Source organism: Streptomyces sp. NPDC014894, assembly GCF_043080985.1.
Taxonomy (GTDB): Bacteria; Actinomycetota; Actinomycetes; order Streptomycetales; family Streptomycetaceae; genus Streptomyces.
On the sequence record NZ_JBIBWD010000004.1, the window covers coordinates 351,428 to 367,863 of the forward strand.

A 16,436-nucleotide genomic window follows, 5' to 3' on the forward strand; every position below is an offset into this window, starting at 1 on the left:
TATCGTACTAAAATATTCCATATAGTCTGATTGGTGAGTGGTCGACTGGGACGGGCTTGGCGCACAGACTTGCCGTGTCCGGTAGGACTGCGCGTGCAGACATGGTGAGGTGGCGGAACGAACCGACTGACGAACTCCCAGTCGCCCTATCTGCTCCAGCACCGCCTCCAATCCAGTGGACTGGTGGCCATGGGGAGAGGCGATGCAAGAGGCCGAGCGGCGCGACGTACCCATCCTTCTCTCAGTGGGATATTCGTCGTGCCACCCGGCGAGTGCTTCGCAGGATGGCGAGGGCAGCCGTCAGCAACGGAACGGCGTGGGCATCGTGGCCGAGGCCCGTCAGGTAGCTTGCCGCGCTCGCATACCGTCCGGCGGGAAGGTGTCAGCGTGTCCGTCAGGAGTGGTGGCCGCGAGTGTGACGAGGTGCGGGAGCAGTTGATCCCAGGCGGGGGACCGGCCAGAGCTGGGCGGTTCTTCTAGCGGGACGACCGCGGAGCACAGAAGTCGTTAGGCCTCCAGCCGGCCGGGCCGGCCGGGCCGGTCGGCGGACGCCGTGCCGTCAGGAGGCAACTGGTTCCAGATGACGGCCTGGACCAGACGGTGGACGCTCACCGTGTTCCGGGTGAGGGAGACCATGCAGTAGACGCCAAGGATTCCAAGGCCTTCGTGGAGGTCGTCGCTGTCGTCGGCGACAGGGGCCATCAGTTCCACCGGGATGTCGTCAGGCGCCAGCCACGCCAGTGTGTACAGGACGGAGACTGTCAGGTGGTCGCGCTTGCTGAGGGTGCCGACTGTCTGGCTCCAGATGCGGGCGATGGTGCGTTCTGGGTCGATGCCGTCGGGGGCCTTGTCCAACTCGCCGATCAGTCTTCGGCGGTAGCGGTCAATGCCGATCGCCGGGTTCTGCGCAAGGTAGGCACCAGCCTGCTCCAGCGCGAGGGGGAGCTGCCCCAGGTCAGCGGCGAGGGCCTGAGCCTCCTGCATCTGACGGGGGGCTGGCGGATTCCCACCGAACGCGTACCGGCAGAGGAGTTTGCTCGCTTCGGCCGGGTCGAGTACGTCCAGGGCGAGCGTTACGGCCGAGGTCGGCCAGCCCGTTGATCGTCGGCTGGTGGCAATGACGTAGCCGTCCGCCGTACCGATGTAGGGCCGCAGATCGGCCGGGTCTTCGACGTTGCCGAAGACCAGCAGCCACCTTGGATGCCACTGCAGCCACATCATCGCCCAGGCGGCACGTGCCTCGGTGGACGCGCTGTCGGCCCATGCGGGGATCAGTCGCAGAGCGAGGTCGGCAAGCGACTGCTCGATGCGAGCGGGCGAACCGGAGGCGATCCACCACACCACGGTGTGGCCGCAACGGCGCCTGTGAGCATACGCGAGCGCCAGGGTACTCTTCCCGACGCCGCCGAGGCCTTGGATGACGGCAGCCCGCTGCCCAGCTGGGCCACGAACAACCCGTGCAGCCGGTCCAGCGCGTCCGTGCGCCCCATGCACAGGGGGATCGGTGGCAGGTTGGTGAGCCCGAGCGGTGCCTGCCCTGAACGTCACGCGCCGAGTTGAGCAACTCGGCCGATAGGACGGTGACCGGTCCGGTGACCGCCGTTCCGATGCGATGGGCGGCGATGGACCCAGGCCCTGTCGCCTCGAAGGCGAGGTTCGTCACCGCATGGCCCGCTCGACTGCCGCCGCCGAGGATGGAAGCCGATTACTCTTTGCCGCTTCCGAGCGCGGCGCGGCCCGGAAGACACCGCCGCACCGACGGCCCGCTGCGCGTATCCATCTCAGTGCCCTCCCCGGGCCGGCCGGATGTCTCGCTCCCGGCACGGAGCATAGGTGTTTCGCTTGCCGGGTGCGGTATCGGCGAGGCTGCGGAAGGTGCCGGACCGGAGTCCGGGGCTTCGTCACGGACACGATCGCCGATGCCGGGTCGGCAGGTTCCCCGCAGGAGTCGGTGGCTCAATAGCGCTCTCAGCACCGCTCAGCGGTCGGCGCTGCCTGGTGGCACGACCCACTCGGTGGGTTGGCTGGTGAGGGAGGCGATCATGTCGAAGTCTCCGTCGTAGTGGAGGACGGTCAGCCGGTTCATTTCCGCTGTGGCGGCGATGAGAAGGTCGGGGAGTGACAATGCCCGGTGGAAGCCCGCGTTGAGAGCGTGACGCTGCACCTCCAGTGCGCGGGCGAAGATGTCGTCGTCACTGGACAGGTAGTCGAAGGCATGGAGCCAGGTGCTGATTCGCGTTGCCTCGGCGATATCCCGGGCCGAGTGGATCATCTCGTACTCGGTGGGTTGGCAGACTGCAAGCAGGTAGCGCTCGTGGAGAGGCTTCAGCACCTCTTTCACGCCGGGCTTCGTCCAGCGTGCTAGAGCTGATTTGTCGATAAGGAAGCGGTCCTGCATCAGGCGGCCCGACCGCCGTCGCGCTTGAGGGTCCCATCTGCATTGCGAGGGCCGGTGCTCTCGATGATCTCACTGAAGTCGAAGTCGCCGGCGTCCATGGCCTCGAAGCCCTCCTGCCGCAGGTGCCGTTTGACGGCGTCTTCCATGGCGAGCCGCACGGCTTGGGCTTTTGTCTTGGTGCCGAAGATGCGCATGGCCTCGGCGACCATGGTCTCGTCGAGGTCGATCACTGTCCTTGCCATACTGGCCTCCGTGGGTGATCAGATACGCTAAACGATATCACCTTCCCTTGAGTAGTGATATCGTTTGGTGCTCTTCTGTAGTGGGTGACCACGCTGAGATATCCCGCCCTGATCGAGTTCTACGCCGCTGAAGGTGCTGTGTTGGGGCGAAGAAGTGGCCGCGTCCGGAACGCTTTGGCGCACGGCGATCCCGCAGGCTTCGCGATCGTCGAGCCCGTGCGCGAGGACGCCGAGTTCTTGAGCAATGGTGGACTCGATCTCGCCCTGAGGCCCTAGGTTGAGGGCAAGATGCCGACTGCCGAGCTCGTCCACAGGGCCGGGGAGCTCACGGCGATGCAGGGCAGGGCAGGGCAGGACGCCGCCAGATACTGGCCTGCTCGACTCCACATTCCAAGCCGCAACAGGTGCGGACTCGATATGGGTACAGGCTTCGACACACCCGCGCCGATATCCTTCAGTCTCCGTACTTCCGCAGCACGGCGATCATGCGACGAATCTTCCGCACATCCTCTTCTTCGATGCCATCCGAGTTGAAGTGCATGAGCTCGTTGCGGATCTTCCGCAACTCGTCGAGCCGCTTCACGAAGATCTTGCGGTCGAGCGGCCACCCCAGCTTCTCCCACAGGGAAGGGTTCTCCAGGATCCGCTGGTAGTCCCCGAACGACATGTCGTCGAACGACACGATGCCCCCGCCGCCATCCGGATCGCAAAGCGCGACGGCGTCCGCCTGGTCGACGGTGTCGGAGATCACCCCGCGCAGTCGCTGGTCCAACTCGCAGATCAGGGAGAACGGCGTCGCCAGAGCGCCGTAGGCAGCGGCGGCGTCGTTGGAGGTGACGATTCCGGCGACGACATTGGTCTCGTCTCTCACCAAGACGAAGCCGAACTGAGCGAGCTGGGGCAGTACGTCGAGCTGATGGTGGTCGTAGGAAACGGCGTGGGCCGGAACGACCGCCTGCGAAAAGGGGGCGTCGGCTTCGGTGTGCCGCGCCATAGCTATGGATTCCCAGATGATCACGTGTTTCCCGCAGAGCTTCGACCAGTCGTCGCGCTCGGAGGTCAGAACGATCACGGGAGCCGGGACGCGGAGGCCGGATCACGGCGGCCCAGGTGGGACCTCGGTGCAGAGTCCTCTTGGCGAACCCCGTTCCGAGCGCCGCGCCCCGGCCGTAATCCGGCAGATCTTGCCCGGTCAACTACCGCCCGGGGAACGAACCAGGAGCAGTCCCGCACCGTAGGAGCGGGCCCGGCCGACGCCGTTGGCAAGGGCCTCGACGAAGGTCTCCGGGTCGGTGACGGTCAGCTCTCCCTTCAGCTCCGCGCGGCCGATCCTGGCACCCTGGTGCTTGGCTGCCAGGCTCAGCTTGGGCAGCATGCGCACGGCCATGCTGTCCGTCACCCCGTGCGCCCCGATGCGACGGACACCGAGAGGACCTACGCGTTCCTCGCCGTCGGCCTGGAGACGATCGGCGAACCACTGTCGGACATGACCGGGGGTCGTGTCCGACAGCCGCTTGCGGGGCGCGTGATCGTGCTCGCGCGCCCCACGCTGGCGCGTGGGGTTCACCACGATCCGGAAGGCGTATGTCTCTCCGGTGCGGACCGTCATGTCGATCGGCAGGGTGGTGATGCCGTCGGTCAGGGCCGCTCGGGGGATGAACGACCAGTCCGACTGGACGCGGGACTGGACGATAAGGACCAGCCTGTTGTTCCGCAGGTCCAGTGTCCAGGCGTGCAGGATGCCCATCTGGGCCCGCGAATCGTGCTCGCCCGGCGTGATCCATCCGTTGAATCCCGACATCACGAGGCGATGCATGATGTGCGGGTCGAGAATGGCCTTCTGCGCCAGAACATGACGGGCGTCGAGGTGGAGGACGCTGTGGCAGGCCACGAAGCGCGCGACGGTGGTGGAGGCTGTGGTCACAGCAGGTGCTCCCATCCGATGGACTGACCCGGTTCGATGCACACGCGCCGTTCCCAGCGGGGTGCGTAGCTGCGGTGGGTGGGGTGAAAGCTGACCGGCTGGTCGTTGATGCTGGAGGCGCCAGTAGTGCCCGGCGCCACCTCGACCCAGGTCCAGGGCTGTTCGGAGGTGGCCCGCGGAAGCAGGCGGGCGGCAGCGAGGACCTCCTCGATGCATCCGGGGTACACCCCGCCGGAGATCTCTCCTGCGGGCGGGCAGGATTTCCGCCCGAGCCACAGGAAACGCCGAGGCTGTTCAAGAGCCACGGCCAACTCGTCCAGCATTTGCTTGTCCTCGTGTTCGACAGCCACGACGAACTGGGCATCTGCGAGGTAGGAGCGGTTGGTGATGATCGGATTGCGCTGCCCGGTGCGGGCTAGGAGCTGACCACTGTTCGGATCGGGGGCGATGCCTTTGGGCGCCCCGTACCAGCCGCCGACGGAGGGGCTGGGCATGACACCGAACGCCCGGCCGGACACGCCGTCAAAGAGGGGAGCCGTCGTCCGGCTCAGCCGATGATCGGTGATCAGGTCACGGGGGCGAAGAGGATACCGTCCACCGCCGACGGTGTGGTAGTCCTCCACCGGTGTGCCGGGTCGGTCGGCACGCACTGCGAACCGCAGTTCGTCGAGCGGAGTGATCGGATCCTCCCGGCTGAAACCTGCGGCGGCGGCGAGCAGACCGACGAAGCCAGACTTGGTCGGCCTGGGGTGTGTGTCCCGCTGGTCGAACCGCGAGCTCAGTCCCCAGGACTGGAGAGGGCCGGCCAATCGGGCCAGGAGTACGTATGGGCTCACGGGGCGGTCATTTCCTCGACGGAACCCGCCTCGGTGGCGACGAGCGCCCCGTCCTGGCCTGCGAGCTCGGTCAGCAGCTCTTGGATGTCCAGGTCGTAGGTGAGGACACGTCCCCCGTCGATGTCGGAGCGTTTACGCGTGACCAGACGGTGCTGTGCGAGGAGCCTGCGGGCGGCCGCAAGAGCGACTCCGCCACCCGCTCGCTCGTCGATCGGCGACTCGAAGGCCGCGGAGTAGTTGAACGGACGCGCCCCCTCGAAGGCGAGGACCAGCTTGGGCAGGGAGCCCGTGGAGGCCGTGGTGTTCTTCTTCGCGTGGGGCATGGCGTCGACGAAGGCCTCGACGAACTGGCGCTCCGCCGCGCGGGCGGCCTTGTCCACTTCCTCGGGCGGCATCCCGCCGGCCGCCAGGTTGCTCCGCAGCTGCACCCGGTCCAGCGCGGCGTGCCGGTAGAACGTCCCCGAGATCAGGGACTGGTAGCCGGTCATCCCCGCGCCCGCGTCGTCCGCCGCGTCGAGGAAGTCCAGGGCGTTCGCTTTACGCCGGATCTTGGCATCGTCTGCGGCGCTGTAGAAGTCGTCGATCTGGTTGGCCCTGTGCACGGTGAAGGCGGGCCCGGTCATCACAGCGCCGTCCACGTTCGGCGAGTCCGCGATCTCGGCAAGGAAGCGCCCGTACAGCGCGATGTCGATGGCGTCCCTGGGGGCGAGCGCCGTGAGCACCCCGGCTCGTACCTCCCTCGGCAGAGGAGGGATGCGCGACTCGCTCGCGCCCTCCTCGCCGTCGGCCGTCGTCTCTGTCTCCGCAGCCCTTCGATTCTTGCCTCGGGAGCCGCTGTTCGCCGCCTCACGTGCCGCTTGGAACTCCTTGATCCACCCGGCTACGACGTCGCGCTTGTCGTCGATGGAAGCGCCCAGCTTCTTTCCGGCGTCCTCGGGAGCGAAGACCAGCACCTTGGTCAGGTCGCGGGTGCGCTCCTTGTCCCCGAACTTGAGCCCCACGCCTTCCAGGACGGCCTTGGCGGTCGGCAGGGCCTCGGCCCGCTCCCAGCCCAGGGCGCAAAGTGCGTCCGCGGCGAGAAGCGCCCACTCGCGGGTGCGCATGCCCATCGTGTAGCCGGCCAGCGCTCCCTCGCCCGCGTTCGCACGGTCGCGGCCGAGCGTCCGTTCCGCCCGCCGCCGTGCCTGCGACGTGATCAGATTCCGTGTCTCGCCACCAAACGGGATGATCTTCGCCATTCCGTTCTCGTCGCGGACCGGCAGCACTGCCACCAGGCTTTCGAGTGCGTGGAGGGAGAGGAACTGGTGGCAACCGAGCTGTTCGTACACGGCGTTGCTGCGGATGATCGTCACGTCGTCAGTCGTTCCTCTTCGAAGGGTAAACGGGGGTGTAGAAGTCGCGGGCCCAGTCGTAGGCGATCGACCTGCCGGGCGACCGCCACTCTGTGAGGTCGTCCGCCAGCCGCGCCCAGGACGGGGGTGTCACGTCGCAGGCGCGGGCGCGCTCGATCGCGTGCTGAAGGTGCCGCAGGGGAAGCTCGTGCGAGGCCACCAGCCTGTCGAGAAGACGGGTCGCCCCGGAGTCCTTGGGGCCCCGGCCGCCCGGACCGCCGATACGGCGGAGTGAGCCGCCCATGGAGCCAGAGCCCGGAAGCGGTCTGCTCCGGCCGGCGTGGAAGCGCGCGAACAGGAACGCCACCTTCTCGTAGACGAGCCGTTGCTCCTCCTCCGCGGCGTAGTTCGCGGCGATCAGCCGCGGCTCGGTCAGGGCTTCCGGTCGCCTCAGATCGGCGAGCGCACCGGCGTCGTGCGTCCACACCAGGCGGCACAGATAGCGGCTGAGCCGCTCGGACGAAGGGCGCTCCACAGGGGGCGGGCCCTCGGACGTCATGGCCGCGCTGTCGGAACCCTCGTCGATGAGGGCCTGCAGCTCCGGGGGCAGGGCATCAGTCATCGGGGTCTCCCCTGAGATGGTCGGGGCACTTCGCAGCCGTCAGCATGGTCTTGAGCTTTGCCTCGGAGAGGATCCGTGCCCGCATTCCGCGCTCGCCGGGAGGCAGCGAGGCCAGGCGGGAGCGCAGTGCCTCGCGCGTCGACGCTCTGATCTCCCGTGCGAACGTTTCGAGCGGTCCCGCGTCGGGGCACCGGCCGGCATTCACGGAGTCGAGCAGGGCATGGAAGGAAGCGGCGGCTCCGGCCCACATGTCCCGTGCCCCGTTGAACCGGGCAATCTGCGAGGCTCGGTCTTTAGGCTTGGCGCTCGGGTACGCCGCCTCGCGAGCAGTCGCCGCTGCCGCCCACAGCGCCTTCGCCGCGTACTCGCAGATCGCCGATCCTTCGTCGGACGCCCACTTCAGGTCGACCCGCAGGCCCGGTGTGTAGGGGAATGCGTCCGACACCCATCTGCTGGCGGCGGACTTCCGGGAGATGAGCCCGACCGCCCAGAGGTTCACCGTCCTGTCGGGCAGGTCGGCGAGGCGGTCGTACAGGTCGGCCCCCTTGGTCCGGTCGGCGGCCGCCGCGTAGAGCGCGTGCGCCTCTTGCCAGATGGCCCGGTCGGCGTTCGGGCGCAGAGGCCCCTCGTAACTCGTCGTCCGCGTCAGCGCCGCGTCCTGCAGGTAGGTCGGGGGCAGCGGGGCGAGCAGCTCTCCTGCTGCCAGGAGCACCCGGTCGACCATCACCCGGCCGTCGACGAGGACGGGGCGCAACAGGACTGACCGTCCGAGGAAGGAGTGCAGGTCCGCCCGGCCGTCGGGGAGTCGGGGCTCCTTGCCGGAGCGGAAGGTGCGCCGGGGCCGCCGCCCGTCCGTCCACGAGTAATTGAAGGTCGGTCGCCGGTCCCTGCCGGGAACGAGATTCAGCCGGAGCGTATCGCCCAACGTCTGGCCCATTGCGATCACGCGGATGCGGCTGCCGAGCCGCGCGACGGCCTGGTAGGTCAACTGCGGTCCCAACCAGTTCGCCTTGGCCATCGCCCGGCCACCGAGGCCGTAGGTGTGCTGGGTGAGCATCGCCCTGAACGCGATGTCCGGCCGCATCGGATCAGGGTCGTGCAGATGGGACTTGTCGAAGAACTGGTTGTAGTCGCCTGCGCGTTCGATGACGATTTGCGCGTGACCTACCCCGTACTCGTCCAGGAACGGTGCAAGTTGCGCGTTCTGACCCAGCGGCCGGTCAGGGTGGAAGAGATCCCAGCGGTCGTCTGACTCACCGGCCAGCCAGTCTGCCGCCGGTTCCAGTGATTCCCGGTCCTCGACCCAGCGGCGCCACTCCCCGGGCGATGCGGGGACGTGCTCCGACGCGTAGAGGATCGCCGTCAGGTACTCGAAGACGGCGACGTTCTCGCCATGGGTCGAGCCCGCCAACGCGGGGATCCGGTCCGCGTTGCGCAGGAGCTCTACCAAGCTCATCGACCGGACCGCGGTCCTGCCGGAGGTTTCATCCAGTGTCAGTGCCGGCTGGCACGCTTGTGTGCGTGGATCCCACCGCCATGCCGGATCAGACGAATTTTCTAAACCTCGGTATGTCCTTGTGGGTTGGGCGGAGCGCATGAGTCGGACGCTAGCAGCAGCGGGGTGAACGGATGAGGGATTCTCGGGAAGTCGGTCCCGAGTGGGCGCTGATCTGGGGCAAAACAGATCGCCACGGTGTCAGCGGCGCGCGTGGTGGGGCCAGTTGGAACCCGCTGCTCGCGCACATGCTCGATGTCGGTGCCATTACAGGGGAGTTGTGGGACAACCATCTGGCACGACCGGTACGCCACCGGCTGACCGTGGCTCTGGGGGCCGGGGAGGAGGCGGTGGCCCGGCAGAACGCGATGTTCTACGCCGCACTGCACGACCTGGGCAAGGCGTCCGCCTGCTTCCTCGTCCGGTTCGGCGCGAGCAGGTGGGATCGCGGGCAACTGCGACAGGAGGGGAGGGCCTGGCGTGCGAAGGCGCGCCGGGCGGGGCTGCCGCTTCCGGCGGAGTCGGTGTCGACCCCCTGGGCTGGACATCAGAACGTCACCGCCCATCACCTGCCGCGTCTGCTCGGCTGCCGGTGCGGGCACTGCGGAGGTGCGGGACGGCCCACCTTTCCCGGGCTCCACACCGTGGCGTTGCTGCTGGGCGGCCATCACGGCCATATCCCCCACCTCGACACCGTCCACCGGGCGGCGCGTGCGGCCCGGGCTGACGACTGGGATCCTTACTACCGGCACATGATCGACACCCTCGCGCGCCTGTTCGGTGTCGATCTGGAGCGCCTGCCGGCGCAAACCTGCCTCGAACGTCCCGTGAGCCTCCCCCTGTTCGCCGGTCTGGTCGTCATGGCCGACTGGATCGCCTCCGACGAGACGCTTTTCCATTACCGGCTTCCCGTCCAGCCCGTCGAGCAGTGGTGGAACGCGTCGCGGAAGGACGCGGACGCCGCTGTGCGGAAACTGCGCCTGCACTCCTGGGGCCCCGGGCCTCCGCAGTGGACAGGGCTTTTCCCCGAAACCCCGCGACCGCGTCCTTTCCAGGCGACTGCCATGAAGGCCGCGCCCGCCGGCGGTCCCGCACTGGTCATCGTGGAAGGCGCCACCGGGTCGGGAAAGACCAGCCTCGCCCTCTGGTACGCCCACCATCTCGCTCGCGTCAACGGCTATCACGGGTTGTACGTCGCGATGCCCACCCGCTCAGCGACCGACCAGGCCGCTGCCGAGTACATCTCCTTTCTCACCCACGCCTTCGGAACTCCTGCGGACGCCAACCTGGCGATCGTCCACGACGCGGCGGAAGCGTCCCCGACCGTTCACCAATTGCTCGACGCCGGAGAACGGAGGGGCTCGGACGGCCACGAACACGTCGCCGACACCCTGCCGTTCATCGAGGACACCCTGTCCTGCGCGCAGGATTCGGAGACGTGCGGACGGCCGGTCCTCGACCCGTGGTACCTCCGCAGATGTCGCGGCTTGCTCTCCCCGTTCGGCATCGGGACCGTGGACCAGATCACCTTGGCCGCCCAGGCGTCGCGGCATTGGTTTCTGCGGATCTTCGGCCTGGCCAACAAGACGGTGATCATCGACGAGGCTCACGCGTACGAACTGTTCCAGGAGCGGCTGCTGGAGGCGGCGATCTCCTGGCTCGCCGACGCCGGAGCCTCGGTGGTGGTGCTCTCCGCCACGTTGCCCACCGTCACCCGGCAGGCTCTTGTCGACGCCTGGTGCCGCGGCCACCGCACCCAGCCACGTGCACTCCGGACGGACGGGCCCGTCACCCTGGTCGACGAGGATGGGCGGGTCACCTGCGTGCGACCGGACGAGGAGCCCGCAGCACAGCACACCCGTGTGGAACTCGTCCCCGACCCAGGCCCCGCCGAACTTGCCGACCTCATTCTCCGCGAGGCCACAGGCGGAGGGATCACCGCGGTGATCCGCAACCGGGTCGACTCCGCCCACGACCTCTGGACCGAGGCGCTCGCGCTGGCCGCGAAGTACGGCTGGCGACGCGAGGAGATCGTTCTCCTGCACGGGCAGATGCTGCCCCGCAACCGCCTCGTCCGGGAGGTATCGCTGCGGGAAACGCTGGGGCCGGGCAAGGACCGCAGCGAGCGCAACCCCGCCCGACCACAGCGCCTTCTCGTCATCGCCACACAGTTGCTGGAACAGTCCCTGGACCTGGACTTCGACCGCCTCTACACCGACCTGGCCCCCGTCGATCTGCTCATCCAGCGCCGAGGGCGTCTTCACCGTCACGCCCATAACCAGGCAGGTCGCCCGGCCTCAATGCGCGATGCGCGGATGTCCGTCCTCCATCTGCCCGGTCCGGACGGTCTCCCCCTCGTGCGGGTCCCCGTCGATGGCGCCCCGGGCACCCCGGCGGCTCCAGGCAACAAGGACGCCCATGTGTATGCGCCCTACGCGTTGGCGATGTCCTGGTACCTCCTCCACGGCCTCGTCGCCGCCCCGTCGTCATGCCCACTCCACGCGGACGAACCGAACCCGGAATGGAAGCTCGGAACCGCCTGCTTCGACGCCACGTGTGACGGTGCCTCTCTGATCGAGCGTGCTTACAACCCGGGGCCCTTTCCGTCGACGCCCATCGGCTCCTTGCTCCGCGCGACCCACGAGCGGTGGACGGACGATCTCGGCGACCAGGACAACACCGCCTACGTCCGCGCTCTGCACCCTTACGGCCTCGACGGGGAGCCGACCGGTGTCGAGGCCCTCAAGAGCGGCGAATCACACGGCCGGGGCAACGACGGCACTCGTGAACTCGCGGCGCGGTCGCGCATGGGGGAACCCACCACGAGCGTGATCGTCCTCTTTCGCCGCTACGCCGACGACGGGAGCCCATCCCACAGCTATGACATCGATGGCAATATCCCCGCCGACCTCGATGACCACAGCGCTCAAAGCGATCAAGAAGGCATCGAGGCGCACAGGGCCCAGCAGCGCAATTTGCTTCTCAACACCGTCGGCCTTCCGGCCAGTTGGTTCAGACGCATCTCGCCGGTCTCCGAATGGCCCCCGTTCTCCGAGGGCCGGGCGCTGCGGAACAGGCATGTGATCGTCTTCGACAATGGCGGCAGATGCGTCGGCGGGCCGAAACAGGGGTCCATCGCCTACGACTCCGCACGAGGCCTGCACGTTGTTCGCAAGACCTGAGCGGTACGCTGCCCGTCCCTGCTCCTACCCAGCGCAGGGATGGGCTGGACATACCGAGATTTCCGGCTCCTTTCTCCCCGTCTGAGCGGGGCCCTTGGTGCGATCGAAGTACGGTACAACCACGCGTATGCCCCCGCGGCTGACCGGTTCCAGCTGTTTCCACAGGGTAGGGCGGAATCGTTGGAGACGCGCCTCACGGACTGGCCAGGCCGAGCGTCCTCTCGGTACCTCCTCGCCGGAAGTCGGGCGGCCGTGGACGAGCAGTAGGCGGTGGAGCGGGCGGAGTGGTCTGTCCATGAGGCCGCCGGCACCGCGTCTACCAAGCCGATCCCGAAGAAGATCGGCTCCGCGTCGACCGCGGGCGATCTCTCGGGCTTGCTGATGCTGTGGCGGGCCAGCATCCACCGCTGCCGGGCCGGCTCGTGGCGGCCGAACTCCCACACTGCGGGCAGACGGGCGGCGGACGCCGACTCCGGGGGCGGTAGCTGCCCGCCACGTGATGGCTCAGAAGTGCGACCAGGCCAAGCGAGGAGGGCCCGTGAGGGTTTCGCCGGTCGCGACAGGCATTGTGAGAGGCTGGACCGCATGAACCGGCTGGCCAGCGCGACCTCGCCCTACCTGCTTCAGCACGCTGACAATCCGGTCGACTGGTGGCCCTGGACGCCGGAGGCTTTCGAGGAAGCGCGACGGCGTGACGTACCCGTGCTGCTGTCGGTCGGCTACGCGGCGTGCCACTGGTGCCACGTCATGGCCCACGAGTCCTTCGAGGACGAAACAACCGCCGCGTACGTCAATGAGCACTTCGTCGCGGTCAAGGTCGACCGCGAGGAGCGGCCCGATGTCGACGCCGTCTACATGGAGGCCGTGCAGGCCGCCACGGGGCACGGCGGGTGGCCCATGACCGTGTTTCTGACGGCCGAGGGGGAACCGTTCTACTTCGGTACGTACTTCCCCCCGGAGCCCCGCCACGGGCTGGCCTCGTTCCGGCAGGTGCTCGAAGGGGTCGCCGCGGCCTGGGGAGAGCGGCGGGACGAGGTGGACGAGGTGGCCGGGAGGATTTCGCGGGATCTCGCGGGGAGGTCGCTGGCGCACGGCGGGGAGGGCACGCCGGGCGAGGAGGAGCTGGCGCAGGCGCTGCTCGGGCTCACGCGTGACTATGACGAGCGGTACGGGGGGTTCGGCGGCGCGCCCAAGTTCCCGGCCGCGATGACGGTGGAGTTCCTGCTGCGCCACCACGCCCGCACCGGGGCCGAGGGGGCGCTCCAGATGGCCGCCGACACCTGTGAGGCGATGGCCCGGGGCGGGATCTACGACCAGCTGGGCGGCGGATTCGCCCGCTACGCCGTGGACCGGGAGTGGATCGTCCCCCACTTCGAGAAGATGCTCTACGACAACGCCCTGCTGTGCCGGGTCTACGCGCACCTCTGGCGTGCCACCGGCTCCGAACAGGCCCGCCGGGTCGCGCTGGAGACCGCCGACTTCATGGTCCGCGAGCTGCGCACCGCCGAGGGCGGATTCGCCTCGGCGCTGGACGCGGACAGCGTGGACGCGACCGGCGCGAAGACCGAGGGGGCCTTCTACGCCTGGACGCCGGAGCAGCTCCGCGAGGTGCTCGGCGAGGAGGACGGCCGCCGGGCCGCCGAGCTGTACGGGGTGACCGACGAGGGCACCTTCGAGCACGGCACGTCCGTCCTCCGGCTGCCCGGCGAGGAGGCCGGCGCGTCGATCCGGGAACGGCTGCTGGCCGCCCGGGAGCTGCGCCACCGGCCCGAGCGGGACGACAAGGTGGTCGCCGCGTGGAACGGGCTCGCCGTCGCCGCGCTCGCCGAGGCGGGGGCCTTCTTCGACCGGCCCGATCTGATCGAGCGCGCGACCGAGGCGGCCGATCTGCTCGTACGGCTGCATCTGGACGATTCGGCCCGGCTCACCCGTACGTCGAAGGACGGCCGGGCGGGGGCGAACGCGGGCGTCCTGGAGGACTACGCCGATGTCGCCGAGGGCTTCCTCACGCTCGCGGCCGTCACCGGGGAGGGCGTCTGGCTGGAGTTCGCGGGCTTTCTGCTGGACATCGTCATCGACCGGTTCACGGGGGAGGGCGGCGCCCTCTACGACACCGCCGACGACGCCGAGCGGCTCATCCGCCGCCCGCAGGACCCGACCGACAACGCCACGCCGTCCGGCTGGACCGCCGCCGCCGGGGCGCTGCTCTCCTATGCGGCGCACACCGGGTCCGAGGCGCATCGCACCGCGGCCGAGCGCGCGCTCGGGGTGGTGAAGGCCCTCGGCCCGAAGGTGCCGAGGTTCATCGGGTGGGGGCTCGCCGTCGCGGAGGCGCTGCTGGACGGGCCCCGGGAGATCGCGGTGGCCGGACCGGAGGGCGACCCGGCCACGGCCGAGCTGCACCGTACGGCGCTGCTGGGCGCGGCGCCCGGCGCGGTGGTGGCGGTCGGGGCCCCCGGCAGCGACGAGTTTCCGCTGCTGCGGGACCGGGCCCTGGTGGACGGGCGGCCGGCCGCCTATGTCTGCCGGGCGTTCGTCTGCCGCCGGCCGGTCACGGAGAGCGCGGAGCTGGCGGCGGAGCTGACGCCCACCCCGCGCTGACGCCCACCCCACGCTGACGCCTCCGCGTTGACGCCCCTGCGACTCCCAGCCCGCCCGGGCGGGAGCCGGCAGGCGGCCCCTACAGCCGTACGCCGTCCCTCAGCGTCCCCAGCGCCCGGTCGGCCAGCTCCACCAGGTCCTCCCGGTGGCCCCGGTCGGCCCAGTGCAGCATCACCTCGCGCAGGGTGCCGAGCACGGCGGCGGTGAAGACCCGGACGTCCAGGTCGTCGGGGGCGCGCCCGGTGCGGTCGGCCAGGGCGCGGGCGACGAGGTCGGAGGTCAGGGCCATGGTCTCGGTCATCCGCGCCCGGATCGCGGGGACCTCCACCATCAGTCGGGTGCGCTGGACGACCGCGTCGCGATCCTCCGCGAGGGCGTGCGCCAGGCTCGCGGTGATCACCCGCCGGAGCGAGTCGAGCGGGTCCTCGCCGAGCGGCCTGGCCCGCAGACCGGCGTCCAGGACCGGGGCCGACTCGTCGGAGAGGACGATGTCCTCCTTGGCCGGGAAGTAGCGGAAGACGGTGGACGGGGAGACGTCGGCCGACTCCGCGATCTGCTCGACCGTGGTCGCCTCGTACCCCTGCGCCGCGATCAGCCGGAAGGCGGCGCGGCGGATCGCGATCCGGGTCTTGAGCTTCTTGCGCTCCCGCAGCCCTGTCGGCGGCCCCGGCACGCGCGCTTCCGCGGGAGAGGCGGCCGGCGGGGCGCCGGAGGTCCCGGAGGGGGCGGGTGTGATGGCGGCCATGGCCTCATTGTCCTGCATCGGCCGGGAGAGGAGCCGGGTCCGCGCCCCCGGCCGCGCCGCACGACGCGCCCCCCGACCCCGCACGACGCACCCTCCGACCTCGTACGGCACGCGCCCCCCGGCACGACGCGCCCCCCGACCCCGTACGGCACGCGCCCCCGCGTGAAACGCACCCCCGTGAACGAGAAGGGCCGTGGCGGTCTGGCCGCCACGGCCGGGGTACGGGGGAGGGGAGGGCGCGCGCGGGATCAGTCCTGGTACGCCACCAGGGAGATGCCGACGTAGTGCACGACGAACGCGGCCAGGGTGAGGGAGTGGAACACCTCGTGGAAGCCGAACCAGCGGGGTGAGGGATTGGGGCGCTTGATCCCGTAGACCACCCCGCCCACGCTGTAGAGCAGCCCGCCGACGACCACGCAGACGAGCACCGCGATCCCGCCCGTCCGCAGGAAGTCGGGGAGGAAGAAGACCGCCGCCCAGCCCATCGCGATGTAACAGGGCGTGTACAGCCAGCGCGGCGCGCCGACCCAGAAGACCCGGAAGGCTATGCCCGCCGCCGCGGCCGCCCAGACCGCCCACAGGAGGGGCCGGGCGGTGGAATCGGGGAGCAGGAGCATCGTCAGCGGGGTATAGGTGCCCGCGATGATCAGGAAGATATTGGCGTGGTCGAGCCGGCGCAGCACGGCCTCGCCGCGCGGACCCCAGTCGCCGCGGTGGTAGAGCGCGCTGACCCCGAAGAGCAGACATGCGGTGAGCACGTAGATCGCGCACGCCACCCGGGCCCGGGTGGAACCGGCGAACGCCGTGAGCACCAGCCCCGCGACCAGCACGGCGGGGAACATGCCGGCATGCAGCCAGCCGCGCAGTTTGGGCTTCACCGGGGGCGGCTCTATCTCGGTTACTTCAGGCGCGACTGAGGTCATGTCTGGATGGTACCTACGCAACCGTAGGTAACGGACGGGTGTCCTCCACACGGCCGCGGTACGGGTCTTCGTCAACGCCCCGTTCCTCGCGTCCGTACCGAGTTCGGGGGCGGTCGCCGACGCCGTTCCGGCCCGGT

Annotated in this window: 13 protein-coding genes and 2 pseudogenes; 4 read left to right on the forward strand and 11 right to left on the reverse strand. The window is 69.2% G+C overall.

The genetic code is table 11. From position 1 onward, the window contains the following. Positions 1 to 126: 126 nt before the first annotated feature. A pseudogene (locus tag ACF089_RS12435) lies at positions 127 to 265 on the forward strand (DUF255 domain-containing protein); the annotation flags it as partial. A gap of 242 nt (positions 266 to 507) precedes the next feature. On the opposite strand, the gene ACF089_RS12440 reads toward ACF089_RS12435, so the two are convergent. The 3 genes from ACF089_RS12440 to ACF089_RS12450 all read right to left on the reverse strand — a co-directional run bounded on the left by ACF089_RS12440 (position 508) and on the right by ACF089_RS12450 (position 2,640). Next, complete coding sequence (locus ACF089_RS12440) at positions 508 to 1,344, reverse strand: hypothetical protein (RefSeq protein ID WP_392025327.1); 837 nt, start codon at positions 1,342 to 1,344, stop codon at positions 508 to 510. Positions 1,345 to 1,978: 634 nt separating this feature from the next. Next, positions 1,979 to 2,398, reverse strand: a complete 420-nt coding sequence (locus tag ACF089_RS12445) for a PIN domain nuclease (protein WP_392025329.1) — start codon at positions 2,396 to 2,398, stop codon at positions 1,979 to 1,981. Beyond that, on the reverse strand, positions 2,398 to 2,640 hold the full coding sequence (locus tag ACF089_RS12450) for a type II toxin-antitoxin system VapB family antitoxin (RefSeq protein WP_392025331.1): 243 nt from the start codon (positions 2,638 to 2,640) through the stop codon (positions 2,398 to 2,400). The genes ACF089_RS12445 and ACF089_RS12450 overlap by 1 nt, the downstream gene beginning before the upstream one ends. An 84-nt stretch (positions 2,641 to 2,724) precedes the next feature. On the opposite strand from ACF089_RS12450, the gene ACF089_RS12455 reads away from it, so the two are divergent. Continuing rightward, positions 2,725 to 2,916 carry a hypothetical protein gene (locus ACF089_RS12455; RefSeq protein WP_392025333.1) on the forward strand — a complete coding sequence of 64 codons (192 nt, stop codon included), beginning with the start codon at positions 2,725 to 2,727 and terminating at the stop codon, positions 2,914 to 2,916. A 733-nt stretch (positions 2,917 to 3,649) separates the two neighbouring features. Here the strand turns inward: ACF089_RS12455 and ACF089_RS12460 are convergent. The 6 genes and pseudogenes from ACF089_RS12460 to ACF089_RS12485 form a co-directional block, all read right to left on the reverse strand. Beyond that, positions 3,650 to 3,730, reverse strand: a pseudogene (locus ACF089_RS12460) (DNA-binding protein); the annotation flags it as partial. Positions 3,731 to 3,832: 102 nt separating this feature from the next. Then, positions 3,833 to 4,564, reverse strand: coding sequence for a type I-E CRISPR-associated protein Cas6/Cse3/CasE (gene cas6e / locus ACF089_RS12465; RefSeq protein ID WP_392025334.1), 732 nt, complete (start codon positions 4,562 to 4,564; stop codon positions 3,833 to 3,835). Then, entirely contained in the window at positions 4,561 to 5,400 is an 840-nt protein-coding gene (cas5e, locus tag ACF089_RS12470) for a type I-E CRISPR-associated protein Cas5/CasD (RefSeq protein WP_392025335.1), read from the reverse strand. The genes cas6e and cas5e overlap by 4 nt, the downstream gene beginning before the upstream one ends. Then, positions 5,397 to 6,752: a type I-E CRISPR-associated protein Cas7/Cse4/CasC gene (locus tag ACF089_RS12475; RefSeq protein WP_392025336.1), complete on the reverse strand. Its 1,356-nt coding sequence runs from the start codon at positions 6,750 to 6,752 to the stop codon at positions 5,397 to 5,399. The genes cas5e and ACF089_RS12475 overlap by 4 nt, the downstream gene beginning before the upstream one ends. 4 nt (positions 6,753 to 6,756) lie before the next feature. Continuing rightward, a complete protein-coding gene (casB, locus tag ACF089_RS12480) occupies positions 6,757 to 7,353 on the reverse strand; it encodes a type I-E CRISPR-associated protein Cse2/CasB (RefSeq protein ID WP_392025337.1) in 597 nt (198 codons plus the stop codon). Then, positions 7,346 to 8,809, reverse strand: a complete 1,464-nt coding sequence (locus ACF089_RS12485; protein WP_392025339.1) for a type I-E CRISPR-associated protein Cse1/CasA — start codon at positions 8,807 to 8,809, stop codon at positions 7,346 to 7,348. Before ACF089_RS12485 ends, casB begins: the two co-directional genes overlap by 8 nt. 173 nt (positions 8,810 to 8,982) lie before the next feature. Here ACF089_RS12485 and cas3 point away from each other — a divergent pair, with 173 nt between their 5' ends. Both cas3 and ACF089_RS12495 read left to right on the forward strand, forming a co-directional pair. Further along, complete coding sequence (cas3, locus tag ACF089_RS12490; RefSeq protein ID WP_392025341.1) at positions 8,983 to 12,030, forward strand: CRISPR-associated helicase Cas3'; 3,048 nt, start codon at positions 8,983 to 8,985, stop codon at positions 12,028 to 12,030. A gap of 585 nt (positions 12,031 to 12,615) precedes the next feature. Then, positions 12,616 to 14,631, forward strand: coding sequence for a thioredoxin domain-containing protein (locus ACF089_RS12495; protein ID WP_392025343.1), 2,016 nt, complete (start codon positions 12,616 to 12,618; stop codon positions 14,629 to 14,631). 79 nt (positions 14,632 to 14,710) lie between these two features. On the opposite strand, the gene ACF089_RS12500 is transcribed toward ACF089_RS12495, so the two are convergent. Further along, positions 14,711 to 15,376, reverse strand: coding sequence for a TetR/AcrR family transcriptional regulator (locus ACF089_RS12500; RefSeq protein ID WP_392025345.1), 666 nt, complete (start codon positions 15,374 to 15,376; stop codon positions 14,711 to 14,713). 248 nt (positions 15,377 to 15,624) lie between these two features. After that, complete coding sequence (locus ACF089_RS12505) at positions 15,625 to 16,299, reverse strand: hemolysin III family protein (protein WP_392025347.1); 675 nt, start codon at positions 16,297 to 16,299, stop codon at positions 15,625 to 15,627. Positions 16,300 to 16,436: the final 137 nt, after the last annotated feature.

Excerpts from the sequence above, each read along its gene's own strand:
- ACF089_RS12495 (WP_392025343.1), top strand. The coding sequence starts at position 12,616 with ATGAACCGGCTGGCCAGCGCGACCTCGCCCTACCTGCTTCAGCACGCT.
- ACF089_RS12500 (WP_392025345.1), bottom strand. The coding sequence starts at position 15,376 with ATGGCCGCCATCACACCCGCCCCCTCCGGGACCTCCGGCGCCCCGCCG.
- ACF089_RS12445 (WP_392025329.1), bottom strand. The coding sequence starts at position 2,398 with ATGCAGGACCGCTTCCTTATCGACAAATCAGCTCTAGCACGCTGGACG.
- cas3 (WP_392025341.1), top strand. The coding sequence starts at position 8,983 with ATGAGGGATTCTCGGGAAGTCGGTCCCGAGTGGGCGCTGATCTGGGGC.
- ACF089_RS12485 (WP_392025339.1), bottom strand. The coding sequence starts at position 8,809 with ATGAGCTTGGTAGAGCTCCTGCGCAACGCGGACCGGATCCCCGCGTTG.
- ACF089_RS12505 (WP_392025347.1), bottom strand. The coding sequence starts at position 16,299 with ATGACCTCAGTCGCGCCTGAAGTAACCGAGATAGAGCCGCCCCCGGTG.
- casB (WP_392025337.1), bottom strand. The coding sequence starts at position 7,353 with ATGACTGATGCCCTGCCCCCGGAGCTGCAGGCCCTCATCGACGAGGGT.
- ACF089_RS12450 (WP_392025331.1), bottom strand. The coding sequence starts at position 2,640 with ATGGCAAGGACAGTGATCGACCTCGACGAGACCATGGTCGCCGAGGCC.